Here is a 23,622-nt window from a genome sequence, read left to right on the forward strand (position 1 = left end):
CAAAAAAAGGGGGCGCGAGCTGCTGCTCACGCCCCTTCTGAAGCTCGCGTCGGGTCCATTCCCCAATGCCCTTGCCAGCCGGAGTAGTTTTGGTGCATTCTCCCAACCCCTGGCTACGTCCGGTTGACTTGCGGCTTCAGTGTAGTTAACTCCCCGATGCGCACCGGCTTGCCCGAGTCGATGCTGTGGCGGGCGGCAATGCCCACCAAGATGGACATGGCCCCGTCGCGGGTACCGGCGGCCTGGCGGTACGGGTCCTGGCCATCGGGATTAAAAATTTGTTTGCGCAGCCGTACGTCGCCCCCGCCGTGCCCGGGTTCGTTGTTCGGCAGGCGGATGATTTCGCGCTTGCCGAAGTTGGTCGTCAGCTGAATTTCGTCGACGGGCTCTTCGTCCCAGGTTTGCTTTTCCTTGATCCAGGCTTCCAGGCGCCCTTTCGTGCCGTTGAAGGCAATGCGGTAGCCTTCGTAGGGCGAGTAAGTGGTCAGCGAGTAGCTCACCTGCACCTGGTTGGCGTACTTGATCTGCACCGCCATCTTGTCGAAGATGTCGATGTCCTCGCGCCACACGCAGCCGTCGCGGTGGTAGCCGTCGTACTGCTCGTTGGCGGCGTAGATTTTCATCAGCCGCTCGTCCTTGGTCATGTCCCAGTAGAACGCGCACTTGTCCTTGTGCGGGCAGGGGCGGCAGTGGGTGTGCCGAAACGAGTTGTTTTTGCCGTAGAAGTTCAGCTGCCCGAAGGCAAACACCTCCTCCGGGTCCGACTCCAGCCACCAGTTCAGCAAATCGAAGTGGTGCGTGGCTTTGTGCACGAGCAGGGAGCCGCTGTTCTGACGCAGGCGGTGCCAGCGGCGGAAGTAGTCGGCGCCGTGGTGCACGTCGAGGTACCAGTGAAAATCGGCCGAGGTGACCTGCCCGATGGCGCCGGCTCGCAGCAGCTCGTAAATCTTCTGGCGGTGCGGGGAGTAGCGGTAGTTGAAGGTCACTTTCACCTTCTTGCCCGTGCGCCGTTCCGCGTCGATGATGGCCTGGGCCTTCTTCTCGTCGGTGGTCATGGGCTTCTCCGTCACAATGTCGGCCCCGTACTCCAGCCCTTTCACGATGAACTGGTCGTGGGTCGCGTCGACGGTGGTGACGATGAGCACGTCCGGCTTCACCTGCTTCATCATCTTGTCGAAGTCGGTGAAGGTGGGGCAGCTCACGCCCAGCATTTTCTTGCCGGTTTCCACCCGGCCGGGGTTGATGTCGCAGAGGCCCACAAACTCTACCCGCTCGCCGTGCTCCTTGAGCACGTCCACGCCCCACATGCCCAGGCCGCGGTGCCCGGTGCCCACCATGGCCACGCGCGTTTTCTTGCCCGCCGCGAAGCCTCCGGCCAGCAGCTCGGGAGCGAGCAGGGCGCCGGCGGCGACAGTGCCAGAGTGCTGCAAAAAGGTGCGGCGTTGCATGGCGTGGGTGGGAGGAAAACGGGTGGGAACGATTCGGTGAGCGGGTTGCGAGGTTGAATGTTGGGGGAATTCTTCTGAAAGTCACCCGCTTGCCGGCTGATTTTTTGCGCAAACGTTATCGGGAACGTTGCCAATCGAGGCTACCAAACGGTTGTTTGGGCGTCGTAACGCCGCTTTTCCCAGGCCCGCCCCGCGCAAGCTGCGGAGTGCGTACGAGCCGCGCGGGACGGCCGCCAACGGCCGGGCTTAACAACCTAAACGTGCTGTGTTACGTCCGATTATCTTGTTGGGAGGCAACTATTTTGCCTATCTTAACGATTCCCTACCCAGTACCCCACCAGCCGAACGCAATTATGAAGTCCTTGCAGCTTGCTTTCGTCGCCCTCGGCGGCAGCCTCTTCGGGGCCGCCGCGCCCTGCCTGGCCGGTAATCCGGTGGCCACGTCGTCTGTCACGGTAGTGGTGTCGCAGCTCGCCTCGACGGAATCGACCGTGAAACTGTACTTCTACAACCTGCGCGAGTCGTTTTTGAAGCCCAAGCAATACGCCTTCGTGAAGGCGGTGCGGCCGGGTGGGCAAGACCGCATTACACTGCCCATCGAACTGCCCAACGGCGACTGGGCCGTGGCTATTACCCAGGACACCAACAACAACGACAAGCTGGACAAGAACATGATGGGCATCCCGACCGAGCCCTTCGCCTTTTCCAACAACGTGCGCCCGCGCTTCGCCCCGCCCGAATTCGACGACTGCAAGTTCACCGTCAACGGCCCGGGCAAGGTGGTGAGCATCGTGCTGAAACCCTGAGGTAAGCGGCTGTTCGAGCAGCCCTTTCCACAACAAAAGAGCCCATTCCCGCGCGGGAATGGGCTCTTTTGTTGTGGAAAGGGCCGAAGGCGCACCTTATTTACCCTCGTCCACCGGCTTGCCCTGCTGGTGCAGGTTGGCCGCTACCAGGTTGTCGGGAATGACGTGGCTGACGGCTACCTGCACTTTGTTCATGAAGCCGGACACGACTTTGTCCTTGCCGGCCAGCAGCGCCTCGTAGCCGTCCTTGGCCACGTCGGCCGGGTCGGCTTTGCTGCCCTCGGCCACGAGCTTGGAGCGCTCCATGTCGGCCTTGCGGAAGAAGTCGGTGTCCGTCACGCCCGGCAGCAGCGCGGTAATGGTGACGCCCTTGTCTTTAGTTTCCTCGCGGATGGCCTCGGTAAAGGACGTCACGAAGGCCTTGGTGCCGTGGTACACCGACTGCAGCGGCCCCGGCAGCTCCCCGCCGATGGACGACACCTGCAGGATCTTGCCCGAGCCGCGGGCCACCATTTCTTGCAGGAAGCACTTGGTAAGTACCACGTAGGCGCCGATGTTGAGCTGAATGATGTCCAGCTCGCGGTTGATGTCCGTGTCGATAAACTCGCCGTACTGGCCCTGCCCGGCGTCGTTGACCAGCGCTTCTACCCGCAGGCCCTGGGCTTTCACGGTTTCGTAGACTTCAAACGGCGCCTCGCGCTGAAACAGGTCCTTGGCGATGGTGACGACCTCCACGCCGAACTGCTGGCGGAAGTCGGCGGCCACGCGGTCCAGCGCCTGCTGGTCGCGGGCCACAATGACGAGGTTGTAGTGGTCCTTAGCAAACAGCTTGGCCAGCTCGTAGCCGATGCCGCTGGTGGCGCCCGTGATGAGGGCGTAGTTGGAAGTAGATGCCATTGGTTGCGTAACTCGTTGGTGATGGTCGGAAGAGCTTTCTAACGACCCGGTTATGCTTCCCGTTGCGCAAAACTGAAGCGGCGGTTGAGCTTGCGCGGGCTTACGGTCGGGCTTGGGCGGGGCGTAACCCGCAGAGGCTTTGCGCCGTTTGGGGCATGAAACTCGGGCGGATTGGCAGCGGTTTGTAGCTTTGCCTTGATGCCCGCGTTTTCCGCCGCCCATGTCTGACGTTGTTCTGCAAGCTGAATCGTACGGTTCCCTGCTGTTTGCCCCGGAAGTGCCCTGCATTGTGGTGCAATGGCACGCCTTTGCCAACTCGCAGCAGTTCCGCGGCCTGATGAACCAGTCGTTGGAGGCCTTTGCCGACCAGGCGCAGCAGTACTGGCCGCTGGGCTGGCTTATGGACGCACGCCAGATGAGCGCCATCACCCCGGCCGACCAAATTTGGCTGGAAACCGACTGGAATGCCCGCGCCTATGCCGCCGGGCTGCGCCACATCGGCATTGCCACGGCCGAAAACATCTTCGGGCGCATTGCCACCCAGGTATACATTGCCAACACCGTGGCCCAAACGCACTACACCCTGGACGCCGCCTCATTGCCGACGCTGGACGAGGCCAAGGACTGGGTACGCGAGGCCCTGGGCTAGCCAGTGCCTTAGCTGCTGGCCCACCGCCCGCTAACACCGCGGCCGCCCGCCAGTCCGCGGTAGGTGCGGAGGGTGGCGGGCGGCCGCGGTTCGGTGAGCGGCTTACGAAGCGTCCTTGGGCGGCCGAAACGGGACGGCCCCGTTGGCCAGCTGGTGCAGCAGCTTTACCACGCGCTGGGCGCGGGTTTCGGGCCGCTTGGCCGCGTCGATGTAGTGCACGAGGTTGCGCTGCCGGCCCGGCGTGAGGCGCACAAAGGCCGCAGCGGCTTCCGGCCATTCTTCCAATCCGTCGGCCAGTTCTTCGGGCAGGTCCACCTGATTCGGGTTGGGGTCGGGGGCCAGCGTCACGGTTACTGGGGTATCGGCGCTGAGGCGCAGCTCCCGGCGCAGGGCTTTGCTCACGAGCAGAAACCGTTGCCCGGTGCTCATCGGCAGCAGGCCGCGGCGGATGGGGTGGCCGTTGAGCGTGCCCACCACGCGCTTCACGCTGTTGCCGCCCAGCGCCTCCACCACGTCCTCGGGCACGATGATGATGGCCATGGGCATAAAGCCCAGGCCGTTGGGCTGCAACTGGCCTTCAAACGTGAACGAGGCGGCGGCGGACATGCTTACTTTTTCTTGGCCGGCTCGGCCTTGGCGGGCGCTGCGGCGCGCAGCTCCGCGCCGGCGGGCACCGAAATTTCGCGCGAGGTCTGGAATTCGGGCTGCTTGTCGGCGCCTTCCTCCAGGCGGCGCTGCACGATGCGCACGTGGCCGCCGGTGCTCGGCAGCACGGCTAGGTCGTTGCTGGTGCCGGAGTTGGGGTCGTAGCTGCGGAAACCGAGCAGCATGCTGCCGGGGAAATTGGCGCGCTTGGCTTCGGCCGCATCCACTTGGTCGGGCTTGCCGGCGAAAGGGCCCAGGTCAATTTCGCGCGCCTCGCCGCCGCTCAGCACCAGATAGGCCATGGTGCGGGCTGGGCCGCCGTCGGTGCTCTTCATCGGCTCGAAGCGAAAGGCCATGTCCACCGGCTGGGCGGCTTTGGCGGCCGCGGCGGGGGCTTCTTCGTTGGTAGAGCCGGACACGCCCGGGGCGGCTTCGCTGGCATCGGCGGCCCCGGCTTCAGGGGCTTTCACGTCGCCGGCGGGGGCCGACTGCTCGGTGGCGGGCGGGTTTTGGTTGCAGCTGCCGAGCAGCAGGGTGGCGGCCAGCAGGGTAAGAGCGTAGCGTTTCATCAAACGGGGAAGAGAAGGACCAACGGAGGGGTTTTCGGTAGGTAAGGATAAGCATAAAAGCCGCGCCCGCCGCAAGCCCCGCCCGAAAAAGCCCTTTTGCCGCCGCTGGCACAGGCTTGCCACCGCCGCTTTCCGCCGGGGAACCGCCGCCCGGAAACCTTTCGCTTGCTGCGCCGCTTATAGCCGCCGTACTCCTTTTGCCCCGACGATATGAAAGTTGAAATCTGGTCCGATATCATGTGCCCGTTCTGCTACATCGGCAAGCGGCGCTTCGAAGCCGCGCTGCAGCAGTTTGCCCACGCCGACAAGGTGGAAGTGACTTGGCGCAGCTTCGAGCTGGACCCGAACATGCAGACGCGCCCCGGCCAGACCATTCACCAGTTGCTGGCCGAACGCAAAGGCGTCTCGGAAGCCGAGGGCCGGCGCATGAACGAGCACATGGCCGGCGTGGCCCAAGAAGTGGGCCTGCGCTTCGATTTTGAGCGCATGCAGCCGGTCAACACCTTTAAGGCCCACCGCTTTGCGCACCTGGCCGCCGCCCACGGCCAGCAAGATGCAGCCGAGGAGCGCCTGTTCGCTGCCTACTTTACCGAGGGCCGCAACCTCGACGACGACGCCACCTTGGCCGCGCTGGGCGCCGACCTGGGCCTGCCCGCCGACGCCGTGCCCCACATGCTGGCTTCCGAGGCGTATGCCCAGGAAGTGCGCGTCGACGAATACCACGCCCGGCAGATTGGCGTGCGCGGCGTGCCTTACTTCGTGTTCAACGACAAGTACGCCGTATCGGGCGCCCAGCCGGCCGAGCTGTTCCAGGAGGTGCTGACCAAGGTGTGGGACGAGTTCAACCCCGCGCCTGCGCCCGTTACCCTGGCCGACGGCCCCGCCTGCGGCATCGACGGCGCCGACTGCTAAGGGCAGCTGGAAGTTGACCAATCCGGAAACGGCGCCCTGCAAAGGGCGCCGTTTTTGCTGATGCCGGCGGCGGAGCGGGGCGTGGTTATCTTCGGCTTTTGCCCGTTGTAATGTCCGCTGCCGAAACCGAATTCCGCGCCATTGGCGCCGCTTTACCCCAGGCCGAAGCTGGTCAGCTGTTCGGCAAGCCGTGCTACAAAATCAACGGCAAAGCCTTCGTGTGCTTCTTTCAGGAAGCCATGGTGTTCAAGCTCACCGCCGAGGCCCACCGCGAGGCCTTGGCCCTCGACGGCTCCCTGTTGTTCGACCCGGCCGGCAAGGGGCGCGCCATGAAGGAGTGGGTGCAGGTGCCCGCCGAGTACCAGGCACGGTGGCCGGCATTGGCCGCCGCGGCGCAGCAGTACGTGCGCGAACAGTAGGTGCGCCCGATGGGGGCAGCACCCGGGGCAGCCACCTACGGCCGACGCCCGCCGCGGCTCCGGTTGCGGGAACTTGCGCGGCGGGCGTCGGCCGTGGCTGAGAGTGGTTAGCGTTGGGCGGTTTCGGGGCTTAGGAACCCGAACGAGCGGTTTTGGTAGCGCGGCAGCTGCAGGCCGTTGCGGAGCTTCATAAACGAGTTGTACGGAGCCACCGGCGCAATCATGTTGATCAGCCAGGTCGGCAATTCTCCGCCCGGATCGACGCGAAAGGTGTAGGCAATCTGCAGGCGGCTGTCGGTAATCTGGCGCACCGTCCACTGGCCCGTCCAGGAGGGCACGCGCACGATGTCGTTCTGCGGAGCCACCATGCCGTTGACCGAGTTGGTGTGGATGATGAGCTGCCGCTCGGCCGGGGCGTACTGAAACTGAAGGTGCATCACCACGTCGCGGTTGGCCACGGGGCGGGGCATTTGGCTTTCGAGGTAGTAATACAGCTCCGTTTCACTGACGCGGCGCAGCAGGCGCGCGCGCTTGGTATTGCTGATGACCTCCGTGTAGTTGTCCACGTCGGTGTACAGTGCTACCAGCTGAGCCAGGGTGCCGGGCATCTCGCAATGCACCCGGATTTCCTTAAAGCGGCTATCGGGCGAGTGCCGCGAGTACACCTGAATGCCGTTCTTGTTGGTTTCCAACCGCCACGACTCCAGCGCCGCTGCCTGCGTGGCAAGCGGCGCCGTTAGGGCGGGGCCAAGCAAGCTCAGCACCGCGGCGAGGCTGGCTATACACAACGCGCGGAGGGTACGCATGAGGAGGTCAGGTGGGGCGTAGTAGGGAAACGAGCAGCAAAACGGATTGTGAAAATACAACCTTGAAACTGAATAAAACAGTTTTCATGCCGGAACTCACAACTTTATGTGAGTTCCGCGGTTTCCCCGCGCCGCCAAGCTAGTCTTCGGCCTAGAAACGGCCACCCGCAGTGCTCCTCACGCGGCGGCCGGCAGGTGCGTACGGCAGGCAAAATGAAAGAGCGGCGAGAGCAGCAACTTGCTGAGCTGCACTTCGCGCATGGCGTAGCCGTTGCTGCGGTGCTCTTCGAAGTAGGCGCGGCAGGCGCGCTGCACGGCGTTGTACACGGCTGCGGCCGAATAACGGCTCAGCAGTTCGCGCAAGGCGTTGAGGTCGTCGGCGCTGAAGTGGGCATTCAGGGCCAAAAACGACAAGAATTCTTCGCGCGCCGCCAACGAAGCCGGCTGAATGGTAGCCGTGGTGCCGGCGGTATGGGCCGGAGCGGTGGCCGAGGCGCAGGTGGCCTGCATTATAAAGCGGATCGATTCAGCGGCGGAGGAAGTAGAAGTGTGCATCATGATTGACTTGGTGGAAGTTTGTATGAATATAGGTAAATAAATTATATATTAAGTTACATAAATAAGGAATTTTACCAGTAGTCCAATTGCAATTGGTTAAGACCAATTTTCGAGCTCGACGGTAAGGGCGCCGCCACAAGGACTATCGATGAGCCGTTGACTATCGTTGTTTTCGATACTAATGGCTACGCGCAAGCCTGGTGCCCGGCGGGCGGGCTCATTTCGGCCAGTGCCCGCCACTCGCCGGGGCCGTAAGGCCTACGCCGAGACGGTGATAAGGCATTGAGAGTACTGATTTTCCGCTTCTTGCTGGTGCTGTTGGGCGAGCAAGCGCCGCCACAGCGCGTAAGAAATCAGCATGAAGCCGAGAAACAGCAGGGGTGAGGCCACCAGCCAAAAGCCGTCGTGGGCGGCCGAGCGGGCCACGCTGGCGCCGAGCAAGTTGAAGGTGAAGCCGGCGTACGCCCATTCCTTGAGCGTGCGGTGCCAGGGCTGCAGCAGCGCCGCGGCGCCCAGCAGCTTGCCGATGCCCAGCACCGTGAGCACGTGCTCGGGGTAGCCCAGGTGGCGCATGATTTCCTGGCCTGAAGGATGGTGAATAACTTCAGAAATGCCGCCGAACAGCATAAAGGCGGCGAAAGGCAGAGCAAAGCTCCAGTGCAGGGTGGCTATGGTTTTCGGTTTCATGGCGCAGCGTGGTTTGCTAATAAAGTTGGGGTTGATTTGTATTCCAAAAATATTAGCAATTTGCGCGTGTTGCCGGGGGCAAATGCGTCCGGTTGCGGGTGTATTCCGACATTGTGCTACGCAAAAAGCAAAGCCATGAAGCAAATAACGATTCTAGTGCCGCACGGCGCCGTGCTCGGCAGCATCGAGGGGCCGCGGCTGGTGTTTTCGGAGGTTAATCAGCTGCTGCAGCGCTTGGGCAAGCCGCCCCTGTTTCGGGTGCAGCTGGTGGGGCTCACGCCCGAAACGCCGGTGTGCGGCGGGCTTTACAGCATCCGCACCGAACAGCTCATCGGCGACGTGGACCGCACCGACCTGGTCATCATCCCGGCCGTCGACGGCGACCTGGGCCGGGCGCTGGAGGTGAACCGCGACTTTCTGCCCTGGATTATCCGGCAGTACCGGCAGGGCGCCGAAGTGGCCAGCCTATGCCTGGGCGCGTTTTTGCTGGCTGCCACCGGCCTGATCGACGGGCAGCAGTGCACCACGCACTGGGCGGCGGCGCACTACTTCCGGGCCATGTTTCCGCAGGTGCAGCTGGTGGAGGACCGCCTCATCACCGACGAGCACGGCATCTATTCCAGCGGCGGTGCCTTTTCGTACCTGAACCTGGTGCTTTACCTGATCGAAAAATACGTGGGCCGTGATATGGCCGTGACCTGCGCCAAGGTCTTCCAGATTGACATTGAGCGCGTCAGCCAATCGGCTTTCATCATCTTTCAGGGGCAGAAAGAGCACGGCGACGAGCCCATCAAGCGCATTCAGACGTACATCGAGGACAATTACCAGGAAAAGCTGACGGTGGATCAGCTGGCCGACCGGCTGGCCCTGGGGCGGCGCAACCTGGAGCGCCGCTTCAAGAAAGCCACCGCCAACTCGGTGGTAGAGTACATTCAGCGCGTCAAAATCGAAGCGGCCAAAAACCGCTTGGAAACCTCGCCCGACAACGTAAACGAGGTCATGTACCACGTGGGCTACGCCGACCCCAAGGCTTTTCGGGTGGCGTTTAAGCGCATTACCGGTCTGTCGCCCAAACAGTACCGCGAGAAGTACGGGCGGGAGCGAGTACCGGCCTGAGGCTGGGCACGCTCCTGCGGGTGAGCCGCGAAGGGACGGATACGGAGCCACAAAATCCGTACGCGGTGGCGCGCAAATCTGTACTAATGCGGTTGCTTGCCCCCGCGTTTCAGCGCTTTTTGGGGCATGGTTTGTTACGCACTTGCCCCCACTCGGCGGCGGCGGCTCGTGGTTGGCGCCGTGCGCTTCATGACGAGCAGCGGGTACCCACCCACTTCTTACGAGCGGCACCTGCTGGCGCGCTTTGCCTGGGGCCGCATCAACGTGGAAGAAATGAACGCTGCCCTAGCCGACAGCCGGCCTCGAACGGCTGATGAGCCGGCGAGGCAAAACTGTGAAGCAACTACGCCCTGAGACCAAAGCAAGACGGGTCGCAGCTCTCGTTGCGCGAGGAAAATGGGCGAAGCAGGCGGGCAGGAAAAAAGGAGCAAGGTCGGCGGAGGTAGCCGGGCTTATCGAACCCGCCGCCTAGACCAATACCCGCACGGCGGCGGAGTCGTAGAGCTGCTGCCAGTCGCGGCGCAGGATGGCGTAGAGCAGCTCGTCCTCGAACTCGCCCGCATCGTTCAGGCCCGACTCGCGCATGCGGCCCTCGTACTGAAAGCCCGGGGTCTTTTCGATGGAGCGGCGCGAGGCGTGGTTGGAAACGCGGAAGCCGGTGGCCACGCGGTTGAGCCCCAGCAACTCGAAGGCCAGGTAGAACAGGTGCGGCTTGCTGCGGGGCGTGACGCCCCGGCCGCGCATGTGCTCAAACACGTCGGCGCCGGTGCTACCGCTGCGCTCCTCCCAGCTGTCGACGGTGAGCAAGGTCATGCCGGCTAGCTCCGCGCCGAGGGTGGAGTAGAAGCCGAAGTTGGTGCGGCGGCCCTGCCGGTCGTAGTGCGGCAGGTAACTGCGAAACAGCTCGTCGAGCATGGCGTGCGAATCCGGATAGCCTTGAAACGCCGTGCTGATGTGGGCCAGGTTGTCCTCGCTGATGAGGTGCAGGGTGATGCCGTCGGAGTGCAGGGCGCGGAAAGCGGGAATGGGCGTCATGGCAGGGCAAGTCGTGGGCGTTGTTGTGCATGGACCGGCCGGATGTGCAGCCCGAGCGGACCAGCAAATAAGAGCAGCTGGTGCAGCAACTACGCGCTACACACCGGCCAGCCGCCGCACCAACTCTGCCACCAGCGCGGCGTCGGTTTCCCACTGCTCCGCGGCGAAGGCGCTGGCGGGCTGCGGGGCGGTCAGGCGGCGTTTGGCGCTGGCGTGCAGCTCCGGGGCGCCGGTAGCTTCGGCAATGGCCTGCGCGTTGGCCGCGGTAATGCCCGCGCCGGGCATGATGACGATGCGCCCGGCTGCTTGCCGCACCAGCGCCGCCAGCCGGGCCTGCCCGGCTTCGGCCGTGGCGGCCCCGCCCGAGGTCAGCACCCGCGCGCAGCCCAGGGCAATGACGTCTTCCAGGGCCTGGGCGGGGTCGGGGCAGTCGTCGAAGGCGCGGTGGAAGGTGACGGACAGCGGCCCGGCGGCCTCGATGAGCGGGCGGCAGGCGGCGGCATCTACCCGGCCCTCGGGGGTGAGGGCACCCAGCACCACGCCGGCGGCGTCCAGCTCGCGGCTCAGCTCGATGTCGGCCTGCATGATGGCCAGCTCACCCGCGTCGTACACGAAATGGCCCGGCCGGGGGCGGATGAGCACAAACACTGGAATCGTCAGCTCGCGCACTACCTGCCGCAGCAGGCCGTAGCTGGGCGTGATGCCGCCCTGCGCCAGGTTCTGGCACAGCTCGATACGGTGGGCCCCGCCGGCCTGCGCCGCCCGCGCCGAGTGCAGCGAAGCGGCGCAGATTTCCAGTTGCCGGCTCACGGTAGCAGGTACTCGCAGTCGAGCAGCGTGTTGTTGCCGTCGGCGGTTTGCACGGCGTAGTTGAAGCCTTTTTGCAGGGCGTAGGCGCCGTATTCGCCGCGGTTGTTCAAGGCAATGAAGCACACCTGAATGTCGCGGGCTTTGGCGCCTTTGATGCGCGCTACCCGCTCAATGGCCGCTTTGCAGGCCGCTTTCGGGCTTAGGCCCTGGCGCATCAGCTCCACGATGAGGCTGGCCCCGGCAATGCGAATCACGTCTTCGCCCTGCCCGGTGGCCGCGGCGGCGCCCACTGCGTTGTCGACGTACAGGCCCGAGCCGATGAGCGGGGAGTCGCCCACGCGGCCGCGCATTTTGTAGGCCATGCCGCTGGTGGTGCAGCTGCCGCTGAGGTTGCCGCGGGCGTCCTGGGCCAGCATGGCAATGGTGTCGTGGTTTTGCTTGCCGCCCACCGGCCCCACCCGCCGGCCGGAGTTTTCAACGTTGACAACGGGCTTGTACTGACTGGTTTTCAGCCATTCGCGGTAGTCTTTTTCGGCGTCGGCGCTGAGCTTGTCGGGCTCCAGCGGGAAGCCCTGGGCCAGGGCAAACTGCTGGGCGCCCTCGCCCACCAGCAACACGTGCGGGGTGCGCTCCATCACCCGGCGGGCCACGCTGATGGGGTGCTTGATGCGCTCCAGCGCCGCCACGCCGCCGCAGTTGAACTGCTCGTCCATGATACAGGCGTCGAGCGTGACGTGCCCGTCGCGGTCGGGGCGGCCGCCGAGGCCCACGCAGCAGCCGATTTCGTTTTCCGTCACCATCACGCCGGCCTCCACCGCGTCGAGGGCGCGGCCGCCGGGCTTGAGCACTTTCCAGGCGCCGAGGTTGGCGTTGAGGCCGGCGTCCCAGGTGGAAATGACCACGGGCTTGCCCACGGCGGCGGGGCGTGCGGCGGGGCCGGCGGCAACCTGGCCGGTGGCCAGCGCAGCCAGGCCGGCGGCCGAGGTCTGCAGGAATTTTCTGCGGTTTGGCATAAGGCGGGGGCAAATGGCAAGAGGACGAAAGGTAAGGTTTTGGCCCGGCAGCACGGCCGAGCCGGCCGCCGCTATTTTCACCCGAAACCCGGCGGCAGGACGCTCCAGCTCCTGGCTCCGACGAGGCCTTAAGGCGTACGCAGGGCCCTTGCTTCTTCTGCGCGCCATCCGAAGAAGCCAGCGAAGCCAAACGGCCGCCCGCGGCCTGCCCCGCAACCTGGCAAGCTGACACGTCTAGTGCCGCCGGGCGGCGGCCCGCGTGCCGGGCCGGCGGCAACGTGCGGCGCTGAAACGGCCACGCCGCTGAGGTTTTCGGCTGCTTTTATCCATAAAAGAACGGCGCAAGTATTCTTGCCGGATTCATTCTAACTTGCCTGCCCCGGCGGCCCGGCCGCTTTTCCGTTCCCAACCCCGCACGCTACCCGATGTCCCACCCCCTGCTTGCCCGCTGCCGCCGCGGCGCGGCCGTGCTCGGCACCCTGCTGCTGCCGTGGCTCGCAGCCGCCCAAACCACGCCCACCATTCAGCGCCTGAACCCGACCAACTGGTGGGTGGGCATGAAGCACCACGACGTGCAGCTGCTCGTCTACGGCCCGCAGGCCGGCACGCTCAGCTACACCGTCGACTACCCCGGCGTGAAGCTGGTGAAGGCCAACCCCGTCGAAAACCCCAATTACATCTTCCTCGACCTGAGCATCAGCCCCACGGCCAAGCCCGGGCAGGTGAAGCTGGTGGGCAAAAAGGGAGACCAGACCGTCACGCGCAACTGGGAATTGCGCGCCCGCGACAACGCCCCCAAAGGCCAGGGCGTCACCCAGGCCGACCTCATCTACCTGGCCATGCCCGACCGCTTTGCCAACGGCGACCCGGCCAACGACAAGTTCGCCGACATGGCCGACCCCAACGCGGACCGCGCCAACCCCTTTTACCGCCACGGCGGCGACCTGCAGGGCGCCGCCCAGCACCTCGACTACTTCAAGGAGCTAGGGGTGACGGCCGTGTGGTTTACGCCCGTCATCGAAAACGACCAGCCGCTCACCGACGAGGGCGGGGCCATGCGCTCGGCCTACCACGGCTACGGCTTCACCGACCACTACAACGTGGACCGGCGCCTGGGCGGCAACGCGGCCTACAAGGCTTTTGTGGAAAAAGCCCACGCCCAGGGCTTGAAAGTGGTGCAGGACGCGGTGTACAACCACGTGGGCATCAACCACTGGACGGTGAAGGATCTGCCCATGAAAAGCTGGCTGCACCAGTGGCCTACCTACACCAACACCAGCTACAAGCAGCAGCCCATTACCGACCCGCACGCGGCGGCCATTGATAAGAAGGTGATGCTCGACGGCTGGTTTGTGCCCTTCCTGCCCGACCTGAACCAGCAGAACCCTTACGTAGCCAATTTTCTGATTCAGCACGCGCTCTGGTCGGTGGAAATGTTCGGCGTCGACGCCTGGCGCATCGACACCTACATGTACAACGACCAGCCCTTCATGAACCGCTGCAACGCGGCGCTGCTCACGGAGTACCCCAAGATTCACATCTTCGGCGAGTCGGCGGTGACGAGCGTGGTGGACCAGGCCTACTACGTGCGCAACAAGGTGGCTTTCCCCTTTAAGTCTAACCAGCCGGGCGGGCTCGATTTCGTGCTCGAAGGCGGCATGCTGGCCGGACTAAAGGAAGTGGGCGGCAAGGACGCCACCGGCTGGGACAACGGCCCGCAGCGCGTGTACCAAGCCTTGGCCCAGGATGCGCTCTACGAGGACCCCACCAAGCTCGTCACCTTCCTCGACAACCACGACCACAACCGCTTCCTTTCGGAAATGGGCGAAGACGTGGCCAAGTACAAAATCGGACTGACCTGGCTGCTGACCACGCGCGGCATCCCGTCGATGTACTACGGCACGGAAATCCTGATGAAGAACTTCAAGAACCCTTCCGACGCCGAGGTGCGCCGCGACTTTCCCGGCGGCTTCCCCGGCGACCAGGACAACAAGTTCACCGCCGCCGGCCGCTCCGCCGCCGAAAACGACGCGTTCAACTTCGTCAAGACCCTGGCCCAGTACCGCCGCACGCACCCGGCGCTGCACTCGGGCCAGTTGATGCAGTATCTGCCTGAAAACGGCCTCTACGCCTACTTTCGCTACGACAACGCGGGCACGGTGATGGTGGCCACCAACACCACCGACAAGCCGGCTACCCTGCCCACGGCCCGTTTCGCGGAGCGCATGAGCGGCTTCTCAAAGGCCCGCAACGTGCTGACCGGCGAAACGCTGAGCGACCTGAAAACCCTGCAGCTGCCCGCCAAAACCGCCGTGGTGCTGGAGCTGCAGAAATAGCTAGCACTGTCATTCCGAGCGGAGCGAGGACCCAAAGGCGAAGCCAATCTGAAAATCAAGGTGTGGGGTACTGCCCCGGGTTCCTCGTTGCTTATTTGCGGCGTAGCTGGTCCGGATTAATCGGCTAAAAGCGTCCGCATTTTCGGCGTAATTTCCGGACGTGAAGAATCCGTACTACCTCTTGACGCTGGTGTTGTTCGGTGCCGCCTGTCAGCAGCAAACTCCACCCCTTGCTACCGTAGCAGCGGCGCCGCAAGCGCCGGCCGCCTCAACGGCTGTAGTCGTTAAGCCAACGACGTCCGCGCTGCCCGTCACGCTTAGTCCCGAGGTGCTGACAATGTTGCGGCAGACGGACCTCGCGCCGCTGTTGCTGTACGAGTTCTACCCGGATAATACCGAAATCCGGCCGATGGAGGGCTTTTACGGGGCCGATCATTACCGCCTCTCATTGATCCTGACGCGGGTGCAGCGCGACAGTCTGCAGCCCAACGTGTTTCACGTGCAGGGCAAAACCCGGTATAAACAGGCCGTAGAGGACGTAACGGGCGACATTACCGTGGCCCAGCTCGCTGATTACTACAATCAGGATATTCTGGCATCTCGGGCAGTTGACTCGCTGGGTAATGCGCCGGCGGCCCGGGCCTATAGCACCCTGCTGAACGTCTCCTTGCGCAGCCGGCAGCAGCCAATCCGGCGCTTACAAGGAGTGGGCGGATTAGATTTCTACATCGACGAGCTGGGTAAAATGGAAGCTGTCAGCTCCCCGGATGGTATTACGGCTGATCCGGACGCCCCTGGAAAAGGCGCCGGCCTGTTGATACGGGGCGAGTGGCTGAATGGGCCTGCCGCTCTTAACGGCCCGTTTGTGCTGAGCCGCAACGTATTTATTTCGGCCGATGACCTGTTCAACGACTTCGGCGTGGGCGACCGGGGCAGCGAAATCAACCCCAAGTACGCCCGGCTGGGCTGGGATAAGTACTGGGAAAACGACGAATGGTGGGCCGAGGCCCAAAAGCCGGCGCTGAGCATCTAACAGCCCGCCTCTTTCATCAGCAAGGCCGCCCGAAACCTGGTTTCGGGCGGCCTTGCTGATGAAAGAGGCAAGCGCTTAGTCTTCGTCGGAGTCCTCGTCGGCTTGGTACTCGGGCATTTCCTCCGGGCGGGTGAGCAGGCCGGCGGTCAGGCCCACGGCGCCCATGGCGAGGAAGGCGTTGCGGGCCTTTTCGTTGTGGGCGAAGCCGAACAGCCAAGGCGCGGCCAGGGCCGTCACGCTGTTGACGAAATCGAGGGCAATGTGGGCTTTGAAGGGCAGTACCTTGAAGACGCCCCACTCGGCGCGGGTCATGAGGCCCGACATCAGGGCCATGCCGCTCAGCGCGTAGCACGTCGCAACGGCGGTTTTCTCTTCTTCGAAGCCGAACAATTTCGGCGCGGCCGCTACCGTCGGGATGTAGGTGAGGTCGGCCAGGCCGTGCGCCTGCCGGGAAATGGGCTGATTCATGGAATAAGGCATTAGGTGGTTGATGGGAATCGGGCTAGCGGCAACTGCTTTCCTAGACCAACGCGGCCGGGAGGCAAAAGGATAAAGCCGAGCTGCGCCGCGCGGCCGGGTCACAACCGCCCGCCCCGCCGCCCCGTTAGCCTGCGCGGGCCGCCGCCCCCGTGCCGGCCCCGCTGCTTATGAAACGACTCGAAGGAAAAACGGCCGTCGTCACCGGGGCGGCCCGCGGCATCGGCCGCGCCATTGCCGTGGCCTACGCCCGCGAGGGTGCCGCCGTGCTCGGCATCGATATCGACGGCCCGGCCTCCGCCGAAACCGAGTACCCCGCCGCTACCGCCGCCGACCTGGCCGAAACGGCACGCTTGGTCGAGGCCGCGGGCGGGCGCTTCGTGGCCGTGTCGGCCGACATCCGCGACCTGCCGGCCCTGCGCCGCGCCGCCGCGCAAGCCCGGCAGGAGCTCGGCCCGGTGGATATTGTGGTGGCCAACGCCGGCATTCAGGTGTTTGCCCCGCTGCTGGACATGACCGACGCGCAGTGGCAGGACGTCATCGACGTGAACCTAACCGGCACGGCCAACACCCTGCGGGCCTTTGCGCCGGGCATGACCGGGCGCGGCGGCAGCATTATCATCACGGCCTCGGGGCAGGGACAGAAGGGCTTTCGGCACGGCAGCAGCTACGCGGCCTCCAAGTGGGGCCTGATCGGGCTGATGAAGACGGCGGCGCTGGAGCTGGGCAAGGAGGGCATCCGCGTCAACGCCCTGGTGCCCGGCCTCATCGACACGCCCATGACGCGCAACCCCACCCGTTGGAAGGAAGCCTACCTGGACTACCGCCCCGAGCCCGAGGCGCCCGTGACCCAGGCGCAGGCCGCCGAGGTGCGCGGCGCCCAGACGCCCATGCGCCTGCCCTGGCTGCCGCCCGAAGACTTGGCGCCCATGGCCGTGTTTTTGGCTTCTGACGAGGCCCGCCACGTGAGCGGCGCTAGCTTCGCGGTGAATGCCGGCGACAGTGCCCAAGTGACGGCCTAAGCCGTGAGCCGGGAGGGCGCCACGCCGTACTGCTTTTTGAAGGCGTAGGAGAAGTGCGAGAGGTCCTCGAAGCCCAAATCCAGGTAGACTTCCGAGGCCGTTTGGCCTTGCTCTTTGATGCGGTAATGGGCTTCCTGCAGGCGCCGGCGCAGCAGCCAGCGGCTGGGCGAAACGTGGAATATCTTCTCGAAGTCGCGCTTGAAGGTGGCCAGGCTGCGGCCCGTCAGGTAGGCAAAGCGTGGCAGCTGCACGTTGAAGTGAAAGTTGCGCTCCATGAACGCCGCCAAATCCAGCTTGCCCGGCTCGGCAAAGTCGAAGAGCACCGCGCGCAGCTCGGGGTTGGCCCGAATCAGCAGCAGCGCCGCCTCGCGCACCTTCAGCTGCAGCAAGTCTTCGTTGCCGGGCGCGGCCAGCTGCTCGTAGGGCTGCAGCGAGGCCACGTAGCTGAGGTACAGCGGATCGGCGGGCAGCGAAACGACGGCCTCGGCCGGCGGGGGCGGCGCGCTGCCGGGCTCGTAGCCGGTTTCCAGGCTCAGGCGCCGCAGCGTGTCCTGGTCGAGCACAATCGAGAGGTTTTTGTAGCTGTGCTCGGTGCCCGGCAGCTTGGCAAACTTGAGCAGGTGGTTACGCCGCATCAGGCGCAGCGTCCCCGGCCCGAAGGCCTGCTCCCGCGTGCCGTCGTTGGTGAGCAGCGTGCCGGCCACCTGGTAGCTCAGGATGTGCTCGGACACGAACTGCTCGCCCGCCCGGCTTACTTGGAAGTAGCAGGAATAGAGAATGGGCGGGCGCTTGGCGGCAGTGGCAGTCATGGCGAATCAGATGAAAGAACAACCCGGCAGTGGGCCGGGCGGTTTCGCCCCGCGTCGTGGCCTGCGACTTGGAGCGTCGTAGAACCCCGACCGAGGCACGCCCTCCGCGTTGGCGGCCGGCCGCGGTCCTGCAAAGCAGTTGGGACTCCAGCCTGCGGGTAGCGGAGGCACCCGGCAGCCGGCTGGCAATCAGCGCTGGTCGGCGGCTGACTCGCTGCTGAACATGCTGCCCAACCCGGTACGCATAAACTGCTGCGAATCGGCGTCGTCGGCGTCGGTGCTCAGGCTCACCGGCAGCCACTGCTCCAGCTCGGCCTGCCGGGCGGCGTCGGCTTGCCGCAGCAGGGCCACGGCCTCGCTGCCGAGCAGCAAGTGCACCGGCGGGGCGGGGTGCTGGCTGAGGGCTAGCAGTGCCTGCGCGGCCTTGGCCGGGTCCCCGACGGGCACGTACTGCCCGCTGCGCATGTAGTCGGCGCGCTGGGTGACGGTAGTGTCGTAGCCCGCCACGGCCGGGGTGTAGCTCATGGAAGCACCGGCCCAGTCGGTGCGGAAGCCGCCGGGCTCCACGCTGGTGACGAAAATGCCCAGCGGCGCCACTTCCTTGGCCAGCGCCTCGCTGAAGCCGGCCAGCCCGAACTTGGCAGCTTGGTACATGGTCAGGCCCGCGTTGCCCACGCGCCCGCCCACCGAGCTGATCTGCAAAATGCGCCCGCTGCCCTGCCGGCGCAGCACCGGCAGCACGGCCCGCGTCACGGCAATGGGGGCGTAGAGGTTGGTGTCGAGCTGACTGCGCACCTGCTCCTCCGAGAAGGCCTCGGCTGCGCCCACGACGCCGAAACCGGCGTTGTTGACCACCACATCGAGGCGCCCAAAGCGGGCCAGGGCCGCGTCGACGGCGGCTTGGATCTGGGCGTGGTCGTTGACGTCGAGGGCCAGCGGCAGGAGCTGCTCCCCGTACTGCTGCTGCAGGTCCGCGAGCTGCTCGGGCTGGCGGGCAGTGGCGACTACGCGGTGACCAGCGGCCAGCACGGCTTCGGTGAGGCTGCGGCCCAGGCCCCGGCTGCTGCCGGTGATAAACCATACGTTGTTCATGGCGTTTGGAATTGGTTGAAGTACAACGCAAAGGTCCGGCCGCCCGCAGCGAGCTACTTTGTTGAAAAGCTCAAAGTCGCTTTGTTGAAACGCTCAGGCGGCGGCTGGCTGAATCCCGGGCCGCGGTTCGGTAGCCGAACTATAACCGCGGTTTTCGGTCAGCTAGGCTAGGCTAAGTCGCCTGCGGCCGCCGTCAAAACCAGCGCTGCGTCTTACGCCGAAAAGCAGCAGCACAAGCCGAAAAGCTTCAGACGGTTGCAAGCACTGTGGGTAGGGCAGTAGCTACATTATTTCTCGGAAAAGTCGTTTTATAACGCCTAAAAGTTGGATTCATCCGTACACGCTGCCACACAACCACACACTCACCTCATGCCGCACTTTCTGCCCTCCTGGGCGCTGCGCTGGGCTGCCCCCGCCGCGTCCCTGGCCATTCTGGCCGCGTGTTCCAACAACCCCAACGGCGAATCGGCCGGCAACGGCGCCGCCACCGACTCGGCTGCCACCACCATGACCGCCGACACGGCCAGCGCGGCCACCGCGCCCAAGCCCGTGCAGCCCACCGGTGCCAAGCCCGCCTGGGGGCCCAGCATCAAGCCCGAAATGCAGGCCGTCATCGAAACGCTGGCCGGCCTCGGCGGCAAGCCCATCGAGACGCTGTCGGCCCCGGAGGCGCGGCAGCAGCCCTCGCCCGCCGACGCGGTGATGAAGCTCATGCAGCAGAACAACATCCCGATGCCGCCCGTGACGGCCGATACCATGTCGCGCGTGATTATGCCCGGCGTGAAAGTGCGCATCTACACCCCCAAGAACGCCGCCGGCCCGCTGCCCGTGGTGGTGTACTACCACGGCGGGGGCTGGGTCATTGCCAACCTCGACACCTACGACGCCTCGGTGCGCGGCTTGGTCGACCAGACCGGGGCTATTTTCGTGTCGGTGGCCTACCGGCAGGGGCCGGAGCACAAGTTCCCGACAGCCCACAACGACTCCTTCGCCGCCTACCAGTGGGCGCTGAAAAACGCCGCCTCGTTTAAGGGCGACCCGGCCCGCGTGGCCGTTGCCGGCGAATCGGCCGGCGGCAACCTGGCCTGCGCCGTGAGCATGATGGCCCGCGACAAGAAGGTGCCGCTGCCCAAGCATCAACTGCTGGTGTACCCCATTGCCGGCTACGACCTGAACACGCCCTCGTACCAGAAAAACGCCCAGGCCAAGCCGCTCAACAAGCCCATGATGGCCTGGTTCTTCGACAAGTACCTGCGCTCGGCCGCCGACGGCAAGAGCCCGATGATTGACTTGGTGCACGCCAACCTTAAAGGGCTGCCGCCGAGCACCGTCATCACCGCCGAGCTGGATCCGCTGATGAGCGACGGGCAGATGCTGGCCGACAAGCTGAAGGCCGCCGGCGTCCCCACCAAGTACCAGAACTACGACGGCGTCACGCACGAATTCTTCGGCATGGCCGCCGTGGTGCCCCAGGCCAAGGAAGCCCAGACCCTGGGCGGTGGCGAGCTGAAAGCTGCCCTGGCCAGGTAAGCCGCATTTCGCCCGGCCAAAAACGGCGCCTCCCGACCCGGGAGGCGCCGTTTTGATTTCACCGGGTACCGGGCCGGCGGCATGATAATACTGGGGTAACGTTGGCGCCAATTCGCATCGTGTACTTTGTGGTATCATTCACCCTTTCTCCCATTCCCTGCTATGAACACGCCTAACCCCTGGCTGCTGCTGGCCCTGCCCGCCGCCCTCAGCCTCGCCGCCTGCGACGACGACGACAACGGCGGCAGCACGCCCGACGCGCCGCCCACGCAAGTCAGCTCGCTGCGCTTTATCGGCGAGAAAATCGTGCCCTACCGCCAGCAGTACAACAGCACCACGCTGGGTGGCTTCTCGGGCATCGACTACCGCGCCGACAACGACACGTACTACATCATGTGCGACGACGCCTCGGCCATTCAGCCGACGCGCTACTACACGGCCAAGCTGAACTTCTCCGCCACCAGCTTCTCCGACGTGACTTTCACCGGCGTCACCACCATGAAGCGCCCCGACGGCACGCCCTTCCCCAGCGCCGCCGCCGACCCGGCCAACACCCTCGACCCCGAAGGCATCCGCTACGACGCGGCCTCGAACCACCTGATCTGGTCGAGCGAGGGCGTGCGCAACGTGACGGCTACGCCGGCCGTGCTCATCCAGCCCTACCTGCGCGAGGCCAACCTCGACGGCACGCACGTGGCCGAGTTTCCGCTGCCGCCGCTGTTCCGCATCCAGGCCACCGACAACGGCACCCGCTCCAACGGCTCGTTTGAGGGCATGAGCATCACGCCCGGCGGCAAGTACGTGTATACCGCCTCCGAGGAGCCGCTCTACGAAGACGGCCCCCGCGCCGCCCCGGGCGCGGCCGGCGCCACCATCCGCATCCTGAAGTACGACCGCGCCACCAAGCAGGTGGCGGGCCAGTACGCCTACAAGCTCGACGCAGTGCACGCCACGCCGGTGCCCAGCAACCAGTTCCAGCTCAACGGCGTGGTGGAAGTGCTGGCCCTGACGGAAACCCGTCTGCTGGTGATGGAGCGCTCCTTCGCCGTGGGCGCCACCCCCGATTACAAGGTGGTGCTCTACGAAGTGGACCTGAGCAACGCCACCGATGTGAGCAGCCTCACGGCCCTGACTGGCACCAACTACACGCCCGCCGTGAAGCGGCAGGTACTTGACCTGGCCACCATCGGCCTCGCGCGCGTTGACAACTTGGAGGGCATGACCTTCGGCCCCAAGCTGCCCAACGGCCATTACTCGCTGGTAATCGTGTCCGACGACAACTTCGGCAGCTCCCAGGTTTCGCAGTTCCTCGCCTTCGAGGTGAACCCCTAACCGCATCTACTGGCTGTTAATGCGAAGCGGAAGCCCAGTCGGGCTTCCGCTTCTGTTTGTTGGCTGGTGCCGCTGCTCAGGTGCAGCCCCGCCGGCCGCCCCTGCTCCGACACCGTGCCCAGCCCGTCGCCCTCGCGGGCTGAAGCCGGCCGGTGCGCACGGAGCGGCTCAGAGCGTCGCGCAGGGTGAAGGTGGCGGCGGGCAGGTGCGCGTACACTTCCGTGCGCGCCGGGTTGGGGTAGTGCGTCAGCACGACGGGGCTGCCGCAGCTGTCGGCGACGTACACGCAATTGCCCTGCACAGCAGTGGCGCGGACTTTATCGGAGAAGGTGCCGCCGGCGCTTTGGGCCCAAACGAAATATTGGGTGGCGGGGCTGCCCTTGGCCACCTACACGTCCCAATAGCTACCCGAATTGGTCAGTGTGGAGGTGCCCGGGCTGGTGGGGCCGGAAAAGCGGTCCGACTTGATACACGTTGCCAGCCGCGCGCCGGTGGTGCCAACCAATTTCCGTTTCGCTGGTATAGCATTGCTGCCGCGCCTCCTTTTTCTCTTTTTCATCGCATGAACGCACACCCCCAACTGGGCTGGATTGGCCTGGGCAACATGGGCACGCCGATGGCGCGCCGCCTGCTGGAAGCCGGCTACGCCGTGACCGTGTACAACCGCAGCAAAGACAAAGAAGCGCCCTTGCGCGCGGCCGGCGCCACCACGGCGGCTTCGCCCGCGGCGCTGCTGCAGCAGGCCGACGTGGTCTTCCTAATGGTGTCGGACGATCAGGCCATTCAGGAGGTCTTCGGCGGGCCGGACGGCCTGCTGGCGGCGCCCGGGCCGGGCAAGCTGCTCATCAACATGAGCACCGTGTCGCCGGGCATCAGCCGGGAAATGGCCGCCCGCAGCCAGGAGCACGGCCATTCTTACCTCGACGCGCCGGTATCGGGCAGCGTGAAGCAGGCCGAAACGGGGCAGCTGGTCGTCATGGTCGGCGGCGACGCGGCCGCGTATGAGCGGGCCCAGCCGCTGCTGGCGCATCTGGGCAAGCTAAGCCTGCCGCTGGGGCCCACGGGCAACGGCAACCTGGCCAAACTGGCCATCAACAGCCTGCTGGGCGTCTACGCCCAGGGGTTGGCCGAAACCTTGCTCTTTGCCCGGCAGCACGGCCTGCGGGTTGAGGATATGCAGACCATTGTGGCCAACAGCGCCCTGGGCAACGTTTTTTCCAAGCTCAAGGGCGACGCCATCCTGGCGGACAACTACCAGGCGGCTTTTGCCCTGAAGCTGCTGGCCAAGGACCTGCGTCTGGCCCAGGCCGAAGGGCTCGGCACGCCATTGGCCGCGGCGGTGCACGAAACCTTCCAGCAGGCCGAACCCGCGTTGGGCGACGAAGACGTTATTGCCGTCATCAAGCACCTGGAGCGCGGGTAAGAGCGGGGGCGAAACGGCCTCCCGCCCGTCAGCCATGTCCAGGCACCTCGCGGGCTGACGCACGGTAGCTAACCAAGCGGGAGGGTTGCTTCGCGGGGCAGCCGCCCGGTCAAGGAAGCCGAAAACCTAGCATCCCGCCTCCGTTCTAAAAGCTGACACCCCAACGCCGCCCCGCCGCCACCTCCGAGAAGGTGGCGG

At 65.0% G+C, this 23,622-nt stretch carries 25 protein-coding genes; 11 read left to right on the plus strand and 14 right to left on the minus strand.

All coding sequences use genetic code 11. The features are described 5' to 3' along the window. Window positions 1-113: 113 nt before the first annotated feature. Window positions 114-1,448: a Gfo/Idh/MocA family protein gene (locus LJ737_RS05785; RefSeq protein WP_227763640.1), complete on the minus strand. Its 1,335-nt coding sequence runs from the start codon at window positions 1,446-1,448 to the stop codon at window positions 114-116. 353 nt (window positions 1,449-1,801) lie between these two features. Here LJ737_RS05785 and LJ737_RS05790 point away from each other — a divergent pair, with 353 nt between their 5' ends. Beyond that, window positions 1,802-2,254, plus strand: a complete 453-nt coding sequence (locus LJ737_RS05790; RefSeq protein ID WP_227763641.1) for a DUF2141 domain-containing protein — start codon at window positions 1,802-1,804, stop codon at window positions 2,252-2,254. Between the two features lie 96 nt (window positions 2,255-2,350). On the opposite strand, the gene LJ737_RS05795 is transcribed toward LJ737_RS05790, so the two are convergent. After that, window positions 2,351-3,151 (minus strand): SDR family NAD(P)-dependent oxidoreductase, encoded by an 801-nt coding sequence (locus tag LJ737_RS05795; protein ID WP_227763642.1) that lies wholly within the window; start codon window positions 3,149-3,151, stop codon window positions 2,351-2,353. Window positions 3,152-3,371: 220 nt separating this feature from the next. Here LJ737_RS05795 and LJ737_RS05800 point away from each other — a divergent pair, with 220 nt between their 5' ends. After that, window positions 3,372-3,800 (plus strand): helix-hairpin-helix domain-containing protein, encoded by a 429-nt coding sequence (locus tag LJ737_RS05800; RefSeq protein WP_227763643.1) that lies wholly within the window; start codon window positions 3,372-3,374, stop codon window positions 3,798-3,800. A 102-nt stretch (window positions 3,801-3,902) separates the two neighbouring features. On the opposite strand, the gene LJ737_RS05805 is transcribed toward LJ737_RS05800, so the two are convergent. Continuing rightward, on the minus strand, window positions 3,903-4,406 hold the full coding sequence (locus LJ737_RS05805) for a YdeI/OmpD-associated family protein (RefSeq protein ID WP_227763644.1): 504 nt from the start codon (window positions 4,404-4,406) through the stop codon (window positions 3,903-3,905). A gap of 2 nt (window positions 4,407-4,408) precedes the next feature. Next, window positions 4,409-5,014, minus strand: coding sequence for a hypothetical protein (locus tag LJ737_RS05810; RefSeq protein ID WP_227763645.1), 606 nt, complete (start codon window positions 5,012-5,014; stop codon window positions 4,409-4,411). A 210-nt stretch (window positions 5,015-5,224) separates the two neighbouring features. Here LJ737_RS05810 and LJ737_RS05815 point away from each other — a divergent pair, with 210 nt between their 5' ends. Both LJ737_RS05815 and LJ737_RS05820 read left to right on the plus strand, forming a co-directional pair. Further along, on the plus strand, window positions 5,225-5,926 hold the full coding sequence (locus tag LJ737_RS05815; RefSeq protein ID WP_227763646.1) for a DsbA family oxidoreductase: 702 nt from the start codon (window positions 5,225-5,227) through the stop codon (window positions 5,924-5,926). A 110-nt stretch (window positions 5,927-6,036) separates the two neighbouring features. Continuing rightward, window positions 6,037-6,345 carry a hypothetical protein gene (locus LJ737_RS05820; protein WP_227763648.1) on the plus strand — a complete coding sequence of 103 codons (309 nt, stop codon included), beginning with the start codon at window positions 6,037-6,039 and terminating at the stop codon, window positions 6,343-6,345. A 107-nt stretch (window positions 6,346-6,452) separates the two neighbouring features. On the opposite strand, the gene LJ737_RS05825 is transcribed toward LJ737_RS05820, so the two are convergent. From LJ737_RS05825 to LJ737_RS05835, 3 genes are all read right to left on the minus strand, one after another. Continuing rightward, on the minus strand, window positions 6,453-7,151 hold the full coding sequence (locus LJ737_RS05825) for an START domain-containing protein (protein WP_227763650.1): 699 nt from the start codon (window positions 7,149-7,151) through the stop codon (window positions 6,453-6,455). Between the two features lie 177 nt (window positions 7,152-7,328). Then, a complete protein-coding gene (locus LJ737_RS05830) occupies window positions 7,329-7,709 on the minus strand; it encodes a hypothetical protein (protein WP_227763652.1) in 381 nt (126 codons plus the stop codon). Window positions 7,710-7,967: 258 nt separating this feature from the next. Then, window positions 7,968-8,396, minus strand: coding sequence for a DoxX family protein (locus LJ737_RS05835; RefSeq protein WP_227763653.1), 429 nt, complete (start codon window positions 8,394-8,396; stop codon window positions 7,968-7,970). 135 nt (window positions 8,397-8,531) lie between these two features. Between LJ737_RS05835 and LJ737_RS05840 the strand changes: the two genes are divergently transcribed. Beyond that, on the plus strand, window positions 8,532-9,512 hold the full coding sequence (locus LJ737_RS05840; protein WP_227763655.1) for a GlxA family transcriptional regulator: 981 nt from the start codon (window positions 8,532-8,534) through the stop codon (window positions 9,510-9,512). A 468-nt stretch (window positions 9,513-9,980) separates the two neighbouring features. Here the strand turns inward: LJ737_RS05840 and LJ737_RS05845 are convergent, their stop codons facing one another. The 3 genes from LJ737_RS05845 to LJ737_RS05855 form a co-directional block, all read right to left on the minus strand. Then, complete coding sequence (locus LJ737_RS05845; RefSeq protein WP_227763657.1) at window positions 9,981-10,547, minus strand: GNAT family N-acetyltransferase; 567 nt, start codon at window positions 10,545-10,547, stop codon at window positions 9,981-9,983. Window positions 10,548-10,643: 96 nt separating this feature from the next. After that, window positions 10,644-11,357 carry a copper homeostasis protein CutC gene (locus LJ737_RS05850; RefSeq protein WP_227763660.1) on the minus strand — a complete coding sequence of 238 codons (714 nt, stop codon included), beginning with the start codon at window positions 11,355-11,357 and terminating at the stop codon, window positions 10,644-10,646. Beyond that, a complete protein-coding gene (locus tag LJ737_RS05855) occupies window positions 11,354-12,370 on the minus strand; it encodes a glycosylasparaginase (protein WP_227763661.1) in 1,017 nt (338 codons plus the stop codon). The genes LJ737_RS05850 and LJ737_RS05855 overlap by 4 nt, the downstream gene beginning before the upstream one ends. A 425-nt stretch (window positions 12,371-12,795) precedes the next feature. Between LJ737_RS05855 and LJ737_RS05860 the strand changes: the two genes are divergently transcribed. Together LJ737_RS05860 and LJ737_RS05865 are read left to right on the plus strand one after the other, a co-directional pair. Next, the gene (locus LJ737_RS05860; protein ID WP_227763662.1) at window positions 12,796-14,706 is read left to right on the plus strand and encodes a glycoside hydrolase family 13 protein; all 1,911 of its coding nucleotides are present in this window, start codon (window positions 12,796-12,798) and stop codon (window positions 14,704-14,706) included. A gap of 337 nt (window positions 14,707-15,043) precedes the next feature. Then, window positions 15,044-15,739, plus strand: a complete 696-nt coding sequence (locus LJ737_RS05865) for a hypothetical protein (protein ID WP_227763663.1) — start codon at window positions 15,044-15,046, stop codon at window positions 15,737-15,739. A 75-nt stretch (window positions 15,740-15,814) separates the two neighbouring features. On the opposite strand, the gene LJ737_RS05870 is transcribed toward LJ737_RS05865, so the two are convergent. After that, complete coding sequence (locus LJ737_RS05870; protein WP_227763664.1) at window positions 15,815-16,207, minus strand: hypothetical protein; 393 nt, start codon at window positions 16,205-16,207, stop codon at window positions 15,815-15,817. Window positions 16,208-16,386: 179 nt separating this feature from the next. Between LJ737_RS05870 and LJ737_RS05875 the strand changes: the two genes are divergently transcribed. Continuing rightward, window positions 16,387-17,238: a mycofactocin-coupled SDR family oxidoreductase gene (locus LJ737_RS05875; protein WP_227763665.1), complete on the plus strand. Its 852-nt coding sequence runs from the start codon at window positions 16,387-16,389 to the stop codon at window positions 17,236-17,238. On the opposite strand, the gene LJ737_RS05880 is transcribed toward LJ737_RS05875, so the two are convergent. Both LJ737_RS05880 and LJ737_RS05885 read right to left on the minus strand, forming a co-directional pair. After that, the gene (locus LJ737_RS05880; protein ID WP_227763666.1) at window positions 17,235-18,047 is read right to left on the minus strand and encodes a helix-turn-helix domain-containing protein; all 813 of its coding nucleotides are present in this window, start codon (window positions 18,045-18,047) and stop codon (window positions 17,235-17,237) included. The genes LJ737_RS05875 and LJ737_RS05880 overlap by 4 nt on opposite strands. A gap of 189 nt (window positions 18,048-18,236) precedes the next feature. Then, window positions 18,237-19,139, minus strand: a complete 903-nt coding sequence (locus LJ737_RS05885; protein WP_227763668.1) for an oxidoreductase — start codon at window positions 19,137-19,139, stop codon at window positions 18,237-18,239. A 369-nt stretch (window positions 19,140-19,508) separates the two neighbouring features. Between LJ737_RS05885 and LJ737_RS05890 the strand changes: the two genes are divergently transcribed. Both LJ737_RS05890 and LJ737_RS05895 read left to right on the plus strand, forming a co-directional pair. After that, a complete protein-coding gene (locus tag LJ737_RS05890; RefSeq protein ID WP_227763669.1) occupies window positions 19,509-20,669 on the plus strand; it encodes an alpha/beta hydrolase in 1,161 nt (386 codons plus the stop codon). 162 nt (window positions 20,670-20,831) lie between these two features. Further along, window positions 20,832-22,001 (plus strand): esterase-like activity of phytase family protein, encoded by a 1,170-nt coding sequence (locus LJ737_RS05895; RefSeq protein ID WP_227763670.1) that lies wholly within the window; start codon window positions 20,832-20,834, stop codon window positions 21,999-22,001. A 76-nt stretch (window positions 22,002-22,077) separates the two neighbouring features. Here the strand turns inward: LJ737_RS05895 and LJ737_RS05900 are convergent, their stop codons facing one another. Continuing rightward, on the minus strand, window positions 22,078-22,389 hold the full coding sequence (locus LJ737_RS05900) for a hypothetical protein (protein ID WP_227763671.1): 312 nt from the start codon (window positions 22,387-22,389) through the stop codon (window positions 22,078-22,080). Between the two features lie 174 nt (window positions 22,390-22,563). On the opposite strand from LJ737_RS05900, the gene LJ737_RS05905 reads away from it, so the two are divergent. After that, window positions 22,564-23,424 carry an NAD(P)-dependent oxidoreductase gene (locus LJ737_RS05905; protein ID WP_227763672.1) on the plus strand — a complete coding sequence of 287 codons (861 nt, stop codon included), beginning with the start codon at window positions 22,564-22,566 and terminating at the stop codon, window positions 23,422-23,424. Window positions 23,425-23,622 lie beyond the last annotated feature (198 nt).

The sequence above is a fragment of the Hymenobacter sp. 15J16-1T3B genome (assembly GCF_020711235.1).
In the GTDB taxonomy this organism is placed as follows: Bacteria; Bacteroidota; Bacteroidia; order Cytophagales; family Hymenobacteraceae; genus Solirubrum.

Excerpts from the sequence above, each read along its gene's own strand:
- LJ737_RS05890 (WP_227763669.1), top strand. The coding sequence starts at position 19,509 with ATGCCGCACTTTCTGCCCTCCTGGGCGCTGCGCTGGGCTGCCCCCGCC.
- LJ737_RS05790 (WP_227763641.1), top strand. The coding sequence starts at position 1,802 with ATGAAGTCCTTGCAGCTTGCTTTCGTCGCCCTCGGCGGCAGCCTCTTC.
- LJ737_RS05815 (WP_227763646.1), top strand. The coding sequence starts at position 5,225 with ATGAAAGTTGAAATCTGGTCCGATATCATGTGCCCGTTCTGCTACATC.
- LJ737_RS05830 (WP_227763652.1), bottom strand. The coding sequence starts at position 7,709 with ATGATGCACACTTCTACTTCCTCCGCCGCTGAATCGATCCGCTTTATA.
- LJ737_RS05810 (WP_227763645.1), bottom strand. The coding sequence starts at position 5,014 with ATGAAACGCTACGCTCTTACCCTGCTGGCCGCCACCCTGCTGCTCGGC.
- LJ737_RS05845 (WP_227763657.1), bottom strand. The coding sequence starts at position 10,547 with ATGACGCCCATTCCCGCTTTCCGCGCCCTGCACTCCGACGGCATCACC.
- LJ737_RS05895 (WP_227763670.1), top strand. The coding sequence starts at position 20,832 with ATGAACACGCCTAACCCCTGGCTGCTGCTGGCCCTGCCCGCCGCCCTC.
- LJ737_RS05795 (WP_227763642.1), bottom strand. The coding sequence starts at position 3,151 with ATGGCATCTACTTCCAACTACGCCCTCATCACGGGCGCCACCAGCGGC.
- LJ737_RS05855 (WP_227763661.1), bottom strand. The coding sequence starts at position 12,370 with ATGCCAAACCGCAGAAAATTCCTGCAGACCTCGGCCGCCGGCCTGGCT.
- LJ737_RS05905 (WP_227763672.1), top strand. The coding sequence starts at position 22,564 with ATGAACGCACACCCCCAACTGGGCTGGATTGGCCTGGGCAACATGGGC.
- LJ737_RS05805 (WP_227763644.1), bottom strand. The coding sequence starts at position 4,406 with ATGTCCGCCGCCGCCTCGTTCACGTTTGAAGGCCAGTTGCAGCCCAAC.
- LJ737_RS05820 (WP_227763648.1), top strand. The coding sequence starts at position 6,037 with ATGTCCGCTGCCGAAACCGAATTCCGCGCCATTGGCGCCGCTTTACCC.
- LJ737_RS05865 (WP_227763663.1), top strand. The coding sequence starts at position 15,044 with ATGTTGCGGCAGACGGACCTCGCGCCGCTGTTGCTGTACGAGTTCTAC.
- LJ737_RS05870 (WP_227763664.1), bottom strand. The coding sequence starts at position 16,207 with ATGAATCAGCCCATTTCCCGGCAGGCGCACGGCCTGGCCGACCTCACC.
- LJ737_RS05840 (WP_227763655.1), top strand. The coding sequence starts at position 8,532 with ATGAAGCAAATAACGATTCTAGTGCCGCACGGCGCCGTGCTCGGCAGC.
- LJ737_RS05880 (WP_227763666.1), bottom strand. The coding sequence starts at position 18,047 with ATGACTGCCACTGCCGCCAAGCGCCCGCCCATTCTCTATTCCTGCTAC.
- LJ737_RS05860 (WP_227763662.1), top strand. The coding sequence starts at position 12,796 with ATGTCCCACCCCCTGCTTGCCCGCTGCCGCCGCGGCGCGGCCGTGCTC.
- LJ737_RS05785 (WP_227763640.1), bottom strand. The coding sequence starts at position 1,448 with ATGCAACGCCGCACCTTTTTGCAGCACTCTGGCACTGTCGCCGCCGGC.
- LJ737_RS05800 (WP_227763643.1), top strand. The coding sequence starts at position 3,372 with ATGTCTGACGTTGTTCTGCAAGCTGAATCGTACGGTTCCCTGCTGTTT.
- LJ737_RS05875 (WP_227763665.1), top strand. The coding sequence starts at position 16,387 with ATGAAACGACTCGAAGGAAAAACGGCCGTCGTCACCGGGGCGGCCCGC.
- LJ737_RS05825 (WP_227763650.1), bottom strand. The coding sequence starts at position 7,151 with ATGCGTACCCTCCGCGCGTTGTGTATAGCCAGCCTCGCCGCGGTGCTG.
- LJ737_RS05885 (WP_227763668.1), bottom strand. The coding sequence starts at position 19,139 with ATGAACAACGTATGGTTTATCACCGGCAGCAGCCGGGGCCTGGGCCGC.
- LJ737_RS05835 (WP_227763653.1), bottom strand. The coding sequence starts at position 8,396 with ATGAAACCGAAAACCATAGCCACCCTGCACTGGAGCTTTGCTCTGCCT.